The organism is Acidovorax sp. KNOB132, assembly GCF_057541515.1.
Map to the genome: position 1 here is coordinate 1 of NZ_BAAJYT010000122.1, position 10,583 is coordinate 10,583.

The window sequence follows — 10,583 nt, forward strand, 5'->3', positions numbered from 1 at the left end:
CGGCCACCATTCGGGCCCTGGCGGGTGGCTGCGCAGCGTGCGGCTGTGGCGCGGCGCTGCGGCGCTGGGCGCGCTGGCCACGGTGGCTGCCGTGGTCGTCGGGCTGCAGATGCACCAGCGGCTCCAGCAGGACAGCGGGGCGCAGATCGCCCAGCTGCGCCAGCAACTGGCGGCCACGCCGCAGGTGCGCTACGTGGCAGTGCTGGCCGATGCGAAGGCCGCGCCGTCCATGCTCGTCACATTCGATGCGCAAAAGAACGCGCTGGTGCTGCAGCGCGTGGGCGGTTTCCAGGAAGGCAGCGACCATTCGCTGCAGCTGTGGGCGCTGCCACCCGGCAGTGGCCCGCGCTCGCTCGGCGTGCTGGGGCCGCAGGCGCTGCTCACGCTGGCCACGCCGGAGAGCGCGGTGAAGAACGTGCCCACGCTGGCCATCAGCCTGGAGCCGCAGGGCGGCGTGCTGGGCGACAAGGGGCCGACGGGACCGGTGCTGTTCACGGGCGCGCTGATCGAACGCATGCTGTAGGAGACGGTTTCACATTCTGCTTTGTGGAATGGGGGTTTCGTCGGTCGTCGATTTGGGTAACACTCTGCTACAGCGCAGGTTGGCGCTCCTTTGCGGACGAACCCCCATGCACCCCATTCACTGGATCTCCACGGTGGCCTGCACCACCGGACTTTGCGCACTGCTGGCCGCCGCCGGCACCGCGCGGGCTGAAACCGGCAAGCTGCTGCTGACGGGCGGCGTGAGCAGCATCTCCGGCTCGGCCGGCGGCGGGCTCACCCCCTGGGCGGTGGTGGGCTCGAATGCCACCGAGGGCGAGATCGGCATGAGCGCCTTCACCACCCGCACCCGCACGCGCGACTACGGCCTCACGAGCTACGGCGCGGCGATGGGCTGGAACGAGCGGGTGGAGGTATCGGTGGCGAAGCAGGATTTCGATGCCGCCCCCGCCGTCGCGCTGAACGGCATCGCGGCATTCGGCGTCGAGCCCGATCTGCACCTCAAGATGGACATCATCGGGGTCAAGGTTCGCCTGCTCGGCGATGCGGTGCTCGAGGCCGACAGCGCCATGCCGCAGGTGGCGGTGGGCGTGGAGCACAAGCGGCTGCACCCCGCTTCGGCCAGCAGGGTCATCGAGTTCCTGGGGGCCGACACAAGCGGCACCGATGTCTACGTGACCGCCACCAAACTGCTGCTGGACCGCAACCTGGTGCTGAGCGCCACACTGCGCTCCACCAACGCCAACCAGAACGGCCTGCTGGGCTTCGGCGGCTCGGCCCCGGGGCGCAGCCGCCGCAGCCTGCAGCCCGAATTTTCCGTGGCCTACCTGCTGCGCCGTGACCTGGCGATCGGTGCCGAATACCGCTTCAAGCCCAACAACCTGCAGGCGATCGGCGCCTCGGCGGGCCTGGGCGCCGCGCTGCGCGAGGACGACTGGCGCGACCTGTTCATCGCCTGGGCGCCCAACAAGCACATGTCGATCACCCTGGCCTACGTCAACCTGGGCCTCATCGTGCCGGGCGTGACGGGCTACCGCCGGCAAAACGGCTTGTACCTGTCGGTGCAGGCCGCGTACTGAGCCGCTGGCCGAAAGACGAGAGGAGGCCCCATGCCCATCCCTGCCACCCCCCGATTCGCGGTGCCGCCATGCCGCGTGCCGCACGCCGCTGCCCTGGCGCTCGCGCTGGCCGCAGCCCTCGCCACGGCCGTGCCCGCTGCGGCGCAGCAGCCTGCCGCTGGTGCCACGCCACCCGGGGCCGCTGCGTCCACTGCGGTGCCAGCCACTGCCGCGCCGGAAGGTCTTTACGACGCGCTGGGCGGCAAGCCCGGCATCGCCCGCATCATGAGTGGCCTGGTGGACCGGGCATTCAAGGACGAGCGCATCGGCCCTCTGTTCAAGGAGACCAAGCCCCAGGCGCTCAAGGACAGTCTGACGGACCAGATCTGCGTGCTCTCCGGCGGCCCGTGCCGCTACGAAGGGGCCGACATGAAGTCGGCGCATGCCGATTTGCCCATCCGAAAGCGCGACTTCAACGTACTGGTTGAGCTGCTTCAGGATGCCATGGACGAACAGGGCATCGCGTTCACCCAGCAAAGCCAGCTGTTGGCGCTGCTGGCCCCCATGCACCGGGACATCATCACCGTGCGCTGACTGGCACCAAGGCGGTGCGCTCATTGCGAGTGCACCGATCTGGTGAAAAGTCAAATTTTTTGGTATCTTTGTGTATCTGTACGCCTAATGCGTCAGCTGTCGGCGTGCGTCCGGCTGAATCAATAAAATGATGGAATCGCTAAATTTAGCTGGCAATCGGCGAAATAAGGCGTTCTCCTACGGCCCGGCATTGGATGTTTCTATCAAATCCGTGGTGTTTTAATTTTTACAACTGGTGACGATGGTTGCCAGTGAGATGGACCTATGACCCACTGGATCAACAACCTCCGGATTTCGCGCAAGTTCCTTTTGATCGGCGCGCTGGCGTTCTTCATGTTCGCCATTCCGACCACCCTTTTGGTGCATCTCAACTGGGACACCCTGCGCACGGTGGAGCGTGAAAACCTGGGCATCGCCCCCGCCAAGGAACTGCTCAAGCTGGTGCAGCTCACGCAGCAGCACCGCGGTTTGTCGGCGGCCTTCCTGGGCGGCGATGCCTCCTTGAACACGCCGCGCCAGGCCAAGCAGTCCGAGGTCGAAGCCGCGATCGTGCGGGCCCAGGCGGCCGCTACCGGACTGCAGGACCGGGAGCTGTCCGCCAAGCTGGACGCGTTGTCGGGCGATTGGCGCACCCTGGTCGCGGGCGTGGGGGCGAAATCCATCACGGGTGCCCAAAGCAATGCCCGCCATGCCGCGCTGGTGGCGAGCGAACTGGGGCTGATCGACGATGTGGCCAACAGCTCGGGCATCTCCCTGGATTCGGAGCCCGCCAGCTACTTTCTTCAGCGGGCCGCGCTGAACCATCTGCCGCACCTGACCGAATCCCTGGGCCAGATGCGGGCGCGCGGGGCCTTGGTGCTCGCACGCGGCGACGCATCGCCCGAAGAGCGCGCGCGCATCGAAACCCTGGCCGACCGGGCCCGTCAGCATTACGGCGATGCCCGCAAGACGCTGGAACTGGCCTCGGGCGGCAAACTGCCGCCGCAAGTGGAAGCCGCACGCAAGGCCGCGCTGGCGGCGGCGGAAGAGGGCTTCAAGCTCGCGGACGACAACATCGTGCAGGCGGCCACCTTGTCGATGCCTTCCACGCAGTGGGTGGCGCAGATGACCCGCATCATCGACACCCAGTTCGCGCTCGTGGCGGTGTCGTTCGACGTACTGAGCGACACGCTGGGCACCCGGATCCAGGCGCTGCGCCGCGACATGCTGCTGATGGTGACCGCCGTGGCCCTGCTGGCCGCGCTGGCGGCCTGGGTGATGTGGATCGTCACCCGCGCCACCACGCGCTCGGTGGCCGTGGCCGTGCAACTGGCCGAGGCCGTGGCGCAGGGCGACCTGAGCACCAGCGTGCGCACCGAGGGCCGCGACGAGATCGCGCGCCTGCTGCAGGCCCTGGCCACCATGAACGACCGTCTGAGCGCGGTGGTGGATTCGGTGCGTGGCAATGCCGAAAGCGTGGCCAATGCCAGCGTGCAGATCGCCCAGGGCAATGCCGACCTGAGCCAGCGCACCGAAGAGCAGGCCAGTTCGCTGGAAGAAACCGCCGCGTCGATGGAAGAGCTGGGCTCGACCGTGCAGCACAACGCCGACAGTGCGCAGCAGGCCAACCAGCTGGCACGCAGCGCCTCCGGCGTGGCGGTGCGCGGCGGCGAGGTGGTGGGGCAGGTCGTGCAGACCATGAAGGGCATCAACGACAGCTCGCGCCGCATCGCCGACATCATCAGCGTGATCGACTCCATCGCCTTCCAGACCAACATTCTGGCGCTGAACGCCGCGGTGGAAGCGGCCCGCGCCGGCGAGCAGGGCCGGGGCTTCGCCGTGGTGGCCAGCGAAGTGCGCAGCCTGGCCGGACGCTCGGCCGACGCCGCCAAGGAGATCAAGGCACTCATCACCGACAGCGTGGAGCGCGTCGAGCGCGGCACGGCGCTGGTGGACGAAGCCGGCACCACGATGAGCGAGATCGTGTCGTCGATCCAGCGCGTGAGCGACATCGTGAGCGAGATCAGCGCCGCCACCGCCGAGCAGAGTTCGGGCGTGTCCCAGGTCGGCGAGGCCGTGAGCCAGATGGACCAGGTCACGCAGCAGAATGCAGCGCTGGTGGAAGAAAGCGCCGCCGCGGCCGAAAGCCTCAAGGCACAGGCGCAGCAACTGGTGGACACGGTGGCCGTGTTCCGGCTGGCCGGCCACGGCCAGCCGGGCGCGCTGCGCGTGCGCTGATCGCCCATCGCGCAGGTGCTTGCGGGGGCATCCCGCCGGGCCTGCGCAGCTGGCGGGGAGCGCGTGGACAATGGCGGACGTGACCGCCCCCGAAGAGCCCGCCGCACCCCTGCTACGCCGCATCGCCCACTTGGACATGGACGCGTTCTATGCCTCGGTGGAGTTGCTGCGCTACCCGCAGCTCAAAGGGTTGCCCGCCGTCATCGGTGGTGGCCGGCGGGTGCAGGACGAGGCCCTGGTGGCCGAGTACGCCGGCCGCGAGTCGGAGATTCCCGTCGCGGCCTTTCCGTTGCTCAAGGACTATGTGGGGCGGGGCGTCATCACCACCGCCACCTACCCTGCGCGGCAGTTCGGCGTGGGCTCGGCCATGGGGCTCATGAAGGCCGCGCGCCTGTGTCCCCAGGCCATCCTGCTGCCGGTGGACTTTCCCTCGTACCGGCGCTTTTCGCGGATGTTCAAGGAAGTGATCGTGTCCATCGCACCCGTCATGGAAGACCGCGGCGTGGATGAGGTGTACATCGACTTCACGCACGTGCCGGGCGGCCAGCGTGACGGCGGCCGGTCGCTCGCGCGGCTCATCCAGAAAAGCATCCTCGACGCCACGGGCCTGACCTGCTCGATCGGCGTGGCACCCAACAAGCTCCTGGCCAAGATGGCCAGCGAGTTCAACAAGCCCAACGGCATTTCCATCGTGCAAGAGGGCGACCTGGAAACCCGGGTCTGGCCGCTGGCCTGCCGCAAGATCAACGGCATCGGCCCCAAGGCCGACGCCAAGCTGCAGTCCCATGGCATCCACACGGTGGGCGAACTGGCCGCGCGCCCGCGCGACTGGCTGGTGCGCCACTTCGGCAAGGCCAGCGGTGCCTGGCTGCACGAGGCCGCCTGGGGCCGCGACGACCGCCCCGTGGTCACCGAAAGCGAGCCCGTTTCCATGAGCCGCGAAACCACCTTCGACCGCGACCTGCACGCCGTGCGCGACCGCGCCGAGCTGGGCCGCATCTTTACCGACCTGTGCGAACGCGTGGCCGGCGACCTGCAGCGCAAGGGCTACGTGGGCAAGACCATCGGCATCAAGCTGCGCTACGACGACTTCAAGATCGCCACGCGCGACCTCACCATCGACCACCCCACGCAGGACGCGGCCACCATCCGCCGGGCGGCCGGGCAGTGCCTCAAGCGCGTGCCGCTGGACAAGCGGCTGCGGCTGCTGGGCGTGCGCGTGGGCAACCTGCTGACCGAGCAGGCCGCGCGCGAGGCGCCGGTGGCCCGCCAGGGGCCGATGACGCCGGGGCTGTTCGACTGAATGAGCCAGGCTTGCGGGCATCCGGACGGATAGGGACCTTCGCGCAGGGCCTCCCGGCCGCTCAATCGGGGCGTGCCGCCTGGCTTCCAGTCCTTCGGCGCAGCCAGGCCTGGTAAAGCCCGTCGAGCCCCAGGCCGACCGCCACGCCCACGGCATAGGCCACCAGATCCATCGCGTTGAACCGCGACCCCAGTACCAGGTGGCCCGGCGTGGTGCTGCGGATCGCGTTGATCCACGGCGCCTGGTACCGCTGCGAGAACTCCACCGCGAACGAAGTCGCCAGCGCCAGCAGGGCCAGCCGGCCCGGGGCCATGCGCGGCCAGAGGCAGGCCCAGCCGAACATCACCATCAGCGCCCACAGCGCATCGCCGGGGTACTTGCCCAGCGCTTCGGGAAACAGCACGCCGGGCCACCGGCGCGAGGCCAGTCCCAGGGCGATGCAGAGGGCGATGCCTGCCACCAGCACGGCGCGATGGCGTGGGGTGGGCGATGTGAGCGAATGGTCCATGAAAAGGCTGGAAAAGCGGGGGGCAAAAAAACGGGTGGAGGAGGGCTGCTCGAGAGGCGGCGGTGCGCAGTATCCACCGGCCACGCCGTGCTGGCGCCCGGCAGCTGTCCGGTGCTTCGCCCCGTTGCCATCGCCGCCCGGCGAATGGCAGTCGGTGCGGCTCACGCCGCCGGGTCCTTCTCCGGCAGCAACGCCTCCAGCACGAAACGCGTCGGCCCGCTGGCGCCCCGGTCGCTCACCGCGAGGCCGAGCTGTCGCCACAGCGCCGGGCGGAGCGGGCGGATGGCGATGCGCGGGTCGCGCGTGGCCTCGTACGACTCCTGCGGCAGCAGCGCCGCTCCGTAGCCGGCGGCGACCAGCGTGCGAATCGCGTCGTTGTAGTTGAGCTCGATCCGGGGCCGGCAATGGACGCCTGCTGCCGAGAACCATTCCGCGGTCTGCCGGTACAGGCGGGTGGAGGCGTCGTTCATGATGAGTGGCCGCTCCGCCAGCCATTGCGCAGTCAGCCGCTGCGGCGCCTTCCAGGCCGATGGCAGGAAGGCGACCACCGCCTCGCGCCGCAGGGGCGTGACCTGCACGCCGCGCACGGCCGGCTGCGGCAGCGCCACCACTGCCAGGTCCAGGCTGCCGGCCGCGAGCCGGGCCATGCTTTCGTTGGAGGTCAGCACCTGCACGTTCACATCGACCCCGGGGTGTTGCCGGGCCAGGCGCTCGAGCGCGGGCGGCAGAAGGTGCGCGATGGCACCGGTCGAGGCCCCCACGCGCACCCGGCCCGTCTGGCCGGCGAGCTGGCGTCGAACGTCCTCGACGGCATCGTCCGCGTCTGCCAGCAGCCGGCGTGCCCGCGCGATGAACCGCTCGCCCAGGGCGGTCGGTTGCGCGGGCCCCCGCCCGCGAACGAGCAGCTGGCCGCCCAGGCGCGACTCCAGCTCCGCGATCTGCACGGTCACGGTGGGGGCCGCCAGGTGAAGGGCGCGCGCCGCATTGGCCAGGGAGCCGAGATCGGCGATGGCAACCAGGGTGCGCAAGTGGTCCAGGCTCAGTTCTCGCATGTCGGCAGTTTAATTTTTCTTAACTTGGGGTTGCCGATATTTCGCTGGAGCCATCGAGGCGGTCTCCCTACGATCGCGTTCCATGAACCACCAAATCTTCATCGACGGCGACCAGGGCACCACCGGCCTGGACCTGCAGAACCGGCTCCGGGGCTCGGAATTTCGCATCCACACCTTGCCTGCGGGCTTGCGCAAGGACCGGGCCGCGCGAAAGGCGGCGATCAACGATTGCGACATCGCCATCCTGTGCCTGCCCGATGCCGCGGCGCGCGAGGCGGTCGCGATGATCCACAACCCCGGCGTGCGCGTCATCGACGCCAGCTCCGCCCACCGCACCAGCCCTGGCTGGGTGTACGGCCTGCCGGAACTGGATGCGCATCAAGGCGAACGCATCGCCAAGGCGTCACGGGTCACCAACCCGGGCTGCTACCCCACCGCCGCAGTCGCCCTGCTGCGGCCCTTGACGGATGCGGGCCTGCTGCCCGCCGACTATCCGCTCACCATCCATGCCGTTTCCGGCTATTCCGGCATGGGGCGGGCCGGGGCCGAAGCGCACGAGGCGGGAGTGGGCGCGCATTCGCTCACGGTCTACGGCCTGGCCCTGGAGCACAAGCACGTGCCGGAGATCCAGGTCTATGCGGGCCTCACGGAGCCGCCCCTCTTCGTGCCGGCCTATGGCAGCTACCGGCAGGGCATCGTGCTCACCATCGGGTTGCATGCGCGAATGCTGCCCGCGGAGGCTACAGGCGCACGCATCCACGAATGCCTGGCGCAGCGGTACCGCGATGTGGCGCATGTGCACGTGCTGCCGATGCCGTCGGCCGAGCCGATGACCGAACGGGACCCGCAGGTCCACAACGGTTCGAACGACATGGGCCTGGCCGTCTCATGGAACGAGCGCACGGGGCAGATCGTGTTGAGTGCAGTGCTGGACAACCTGGGAAAGGGGGCTGCCGGGGCGGCCGTGCAGAACCTGAGGCTGATGGTGGACGGTCCGAACTAAGTGGGAGTCCGAAGCGCCCACGGTCGGTGGGGAAGGGCTGGCACCCCATTCGTTTTCGAGCCTCGCGTTGCAGCGCCATTTTGGGCGGCGATGGCTGCGGGTCAAAAAACCTTTGGGCGCGGATCGTTCTTATCGGACCGAATTTGCAACAACGCCCCTTGCGGGCGATGCCGTTGGACCCACCGGGAGCGTCAAGGGTGCGTTTGGTGGGTGTCCTCCAACCCGGCCGGCATTATTTTTTCTTCTTCTTCTTGCCTTGATCGTGGTGCCACTTGATGGCTAAAAACATGCCTGTTCCGAGCACGATGACCTTGAACGCAATGAAGACGATAGGGAACCAATCCATTTTCTGAGCACTTCCTGGCGATTGCGTGAAAAGACCAATCGTGAGGTGCATGGCCTCCAAATGCTTTCCGGTGGTTTCGTCGGCGCCGAGACCGGTGCCGAATCCGGCCCCGATTGTTGCATTCGGCACGGCATTTCACGGCCGGACGGGGTGGGGCATTTTGCCTCACCGATCAGGCGCCCGGCGTGGTGAAGGGGGGGCTGAAGCGCCGGATCTTTCTGCGAGCCGCCGCCTTGGCGCCTTCCCTTTCCTTGCCGGTTCTGGCAGGAATCACTCCCAGGCGGCGATCAGGCGGTCGAGCAAGGGCTCGACGAGGGGCTTTCCTTGCAACTGCTCGCGCCATCGCAGCGGAATGCCTTGCTCGCCATAGAGCAGTCCCGCCCATCCCCCCGCGACGCAGGCGGTGGTATCGGTGTCGTTGCCAAAACCGATCGCGCACCGCACGCAGTCTTCGAAGTTGCGCGTGCGAAGGACGGCTGCAACGGACGACCAAAGGCAGTCCACCACGTACCCGCTTCCGCCCGGTGGATCAAACCGCCCGTTCAACAGGATGCGAAGTTCAAATCGCTCGGATTCGGATGTGGTCTCTTCGAGGTGCGCCTGGGCCCCGTCGAGCGCCTCCACGAACGAGAGGCCCCTGAGAAGGCGGGCGGATACCAAGGTCGCCAGCGCGCACGCGAGCAGCGACCTGGTGTGCCCATGGGTGGGCAGGCTTTGCCTTCTCGCGCGGTCGATCAGGACCCGGTCGTCGGCAGCGGGAAGCAAGGCCGTGGGAAGCACCCGCATGAGCGACCCATTCCCATTGTTCCTCTCTTCGCAAGGGCCGCTCTGGCTGGGCGGCACACCTCGCCGGAGGTTCGCCAAGGCTTCCTGCGTCTGGATGCCGATATCGAACACGCGGCCATCGGGTGTCAGATCACCGGAGGAATGCCAGGACTGCAAGCCATCGGCGAACCTGCTTTCCAGTGCGTGGTCCCCATCGAGAAGAACCCTCAGCAGATGCAGTGCTTGCGCGCCGTCATCGCTCCAGGTGCCTGCCGGCACTCCCGGATGGGCGCGGCGAAATCCATCGGGCGGTGCCATCTCGATCAAGCGGAGTTCCGGCAGTTCTGCGGCATCCGAGAACTCGTAGGGCACCCCCAGCGCATCGCCAACGAGCAGGCCGTAGACCGCGCCCCGCAGGCGCGATCGGATGGAGAGGGGTGTGGGTGGGGTCTGTGGCATGGTGGATGACAGCAGTGAGCGGCTGACCTTTGGCAAAGTATGCCTTTCACAAGGCCCGAGCCAGCGGCAGCCCCCGCTTGGCGGTACCACGCCCTTTGCGAACAGCCTTTCGCCGACGACCGGGTGGCGCTGCCCTGCACCCCGTGCCAGCAACCCACCGCAAGCGGCCGCCCCGGACGCAGGCGCGCGCTCTAGAGGCCCGGCGGCCCTGCGCGGCCACCCGCTCCCCCGAGCTGCGACGGCGTCCCACCCCGCCCGAACTGCTTCCACGCCCGGCGCAGCTGCGTATCCGAACTGAACCCCGCCATCGCCGCCGCCTCGGTCACGTTGCGCCCCGCCCGCAGTGCGGCCTCGGCGGTGGCCAGGCGGATGCGGCGCAGGTACTGCAGCGGCGCGATGCCGGCGTGGTCCAGGAACAGGCGGGTCAGGTGGCGCGGCGAGGCGTGCGCCACCTCGGCCATGGCGGGCACGCTCCAGTCGGCCTGGGGCTGCTGGGCCACGGCGTCCTGCACGCGGTGCAGCGCGCCGTGCAGGTGGTTGCGGTGGTGCAGGAAGGGCGACATTTCCGGGTCTTGCGGTCCGCGCCGCAGCGCCACCACCATGGTCTGCGCCACCTCGGCGGCGATGGCCGGGCCGCAGGCATCGGCGATGCGGTGCAGTACCAGGTCGATGCCGGTGGTCACGCCCGCGCTGGTGTGCAGGGCGCCATCGGCCACGAAGACGCGGTTGGCCACCACGTCGCAGCGGGGCTCCACCTCGGCCAGTTCGGCCAGGTGG

The 10,583-nt window shown here is 68.5% G+C and carries 11 protein-coding genes; 6 read left to right on the forward strand and 5 right to left on the reverse strand.

The genetic code is table 11. From position 1 onward, the window contains the following. The 5 genes from AC27IO_RS15285 to AC27IO_RS15305 form a co-directional block, all read left to right on the forward strand. Positions 1 to 523: anti-sigma factor (locus AC27IO_RS15285; RefSeq protein ID WP_498739496.1), on the forward strand; the 523-nt coding region annotated here is incomplete at its 5' end. A 106-nt stretch (positions 524 to 629) separates the two neighbouring features. Next, complete coding sequence (locus AC27IO_RS15290; protein ID WP_498739497.1) at positions 630 to 1,580, forward strand: DUF3034 family protein; 951 nt, start codon at positions 630 to 632, stop codon at positions 1,578 to 1,580. Between the two features lie 30 nt (positions 1,581 to 1,610). Next, positions 1,611 to 2,153 carry a group I truncated hemoglobin gene (locus AC27IO_RS15295; RefSeq protein ID WP_498739498.1) on the forward strand — a complete coding sequence of 181 codons (543 nt, stop codon included), beginning with the start codon at positions 1,611 to 1,613 and terminating at the stop codon, positions 2,151 to 2,153. A 264-nt stretch (positions 2,154 to 2,417) separates the two neighbouring features. Beyond that, positions 2,418 to 4,370 (forward strand): methyl-accepting chemotaxis protein, encoded by a 1,953-nt coding sequence (locus AC27IO_RS15300; protein WP_498739499.1) that lies wholly within the window; start codon positions 2,418 to 2,420, stop codon positions 4,368 to 4,370. A 70-nt stretch (positions 4,371 to 4,440) separates the two neighbouring features. Beyond that, complete coding sequence (locus AC27IO_RS15305; RefSeq protein ID WP_498739500.1) at positions 4,441 to 5,673, forward strand: Y-family DNA polymerase; 1,233 nt, start codon at positions 4,441 to 4,443, stop codon at positions 5,671 to 5,673. 61 nt (positions 5,674 to 5,734) lie between these two features. On the opposite strand, the gene AC27IO_RS15310 is transcribed toward AC27IO_RS15305, so the two are convergent. Both AC27IO_RS15310 and AC27IO_RS15315 read right to left on the reverse strand, forming a co-directional pair. After that, a complete protein-coding gene (locus AC27IO_RS15310; protein ID WP_487090725.1) occupies positions 5,735 to 6,181 on the reverse strand; it encodes a ribosomal maturation YjgA family protein in 447 nt (148 codons plus the stop codon). Between the two features lie 161 nt (positions 6,182 to 6,342). After that, positions 6,343 to 7,233: a LysR family transcriptional regulator gene (locus tag AC27IO_RS15315; RefSeq protein WP_284408465.1), complete on the reverse strand. Its 891-nt coding sequence runs from the start codon at positions 7,231 to 7,233 to the stop codon at positions 6,343 to 6,345. Between the two features lie 82 nt (positions 7,234 to 7,315). On the opposite strand from AC27IO_RS15315, the gene argC reads away from it, so the two are divergent. Continuing rightward, positions 7,316 to 8,236 (forward strand): N-acetyl-gamma-glutamyl-phosphate reductase, encoded by a 921-nt coding sequence (gene argC, locus AC27IO_RS15320; RefSeq protein WP_498739503.1) that lies wholly within the window; start codon positions 7,316 to 7,318, stop codon positions 8,234 to 8,236. Between the two features lie 232 nt (positions 8,237 to 8,468). Here the strand turns inward: argC and AC27IO_RS15325 are convergent, their stop codons facing one another. From AC27IO_RS15325 to AC27IO_RS15335, 3 genes are all read right to left on the reverse strand, one after another. After that, positions 8,469 to 8,711: a hypothetical protein gene (locus tag AC27IO_RS15325; RefSeq protein ID WP_498739505.1), complete on the reverse strand. Its 243-nt coding sequence runs from the start codon at positions 8,709 to 8,711 to the stop codon at positions 8,469 to 8,471. Positions 8,712 to 8,852: 141 nt separating this feature from the next. Further along, entirely contained in the window at positions 8,853 to 9,806 is a 954-nt protein-coding gene (locus AC27IO_RS15330; protein WP_498739506.1) for an ADP-ribosylglycohydrolase family protein, read from the reverse strand. A 191-nt stretch (positions 9,807 to 9,997) separates the two neighbouring features. Continuing rightward, on the reverse strand, positions 9,998 to 10,583 hold a 586-nt coding region (locus tag AC27IO_RS15335), incomplete at its 5' end, for a GlxA family transcriptional regulator (protein ID WP_498739508.1).

What these genes read in the sequence shown, in the direction of transcription:
- AC27IO_RS15290 (WP_498739497.1), top strand. Translation starts at nt 630, where the DNA reads ATGCACCCCATTCACTGGATCTCCACGGTGGCCTGCACCACCGGACTT.
- AC27IO_RS15295 (WP_498739498.1), top strand. Translation starts at nt 1,611, where the DNA reads ATGCCCATCCCTGCCACCCCCCGATTCGCGGTGCCGCCATGCCGCGTG.
- AC27IO_RS15300 (WP_498739499.1), top strand. Translation starts at nt 2,418, where the DNA reads ATGACCCACTGGATCAACAACCTCCGGATTTCGCGCAAGTTCCTTTTG.
- AC27IO_RS15305 (WP_498739500.1), top strand. Translation starts at nt 4,441, where the DNA reads ATGGCGGACGTGACCGCCCCCGAAGAGCCCGCCGCACCCCTGCTACGC.
- AC27IO_RS15310 (WP_487090725.1), bottom strand. Translation starts at nt 6,181, where the DNA reads ATGGACCATTCGCTCACATCGCCCACCCCACGCCATCGCGCCGTGCTG.
- AC27IO_RS15315 (WP_284408465.1), bottom strand. Translation starts at nt 7,233, where the DNA reads ATGCGAGAACTGAGCCTGGACCACTTGCGCACCCTGGTTGCCATCGCC.
- argC (WP_498739503.1), top strand. Translation starts at nt 7,316, where the DNA reads ATGAACCACCAAATCTTCATCGACGGCGACCAGGGCACCACCGGCCTG.
- AC27IO_RS15330 (WP_498739506.1), bottom strand. Translation starts at nt 9,806, where the DNA reads ATGCCACAGACCCCACCCACACCCCTCTCCATCCGATCGCGCCTGCGG.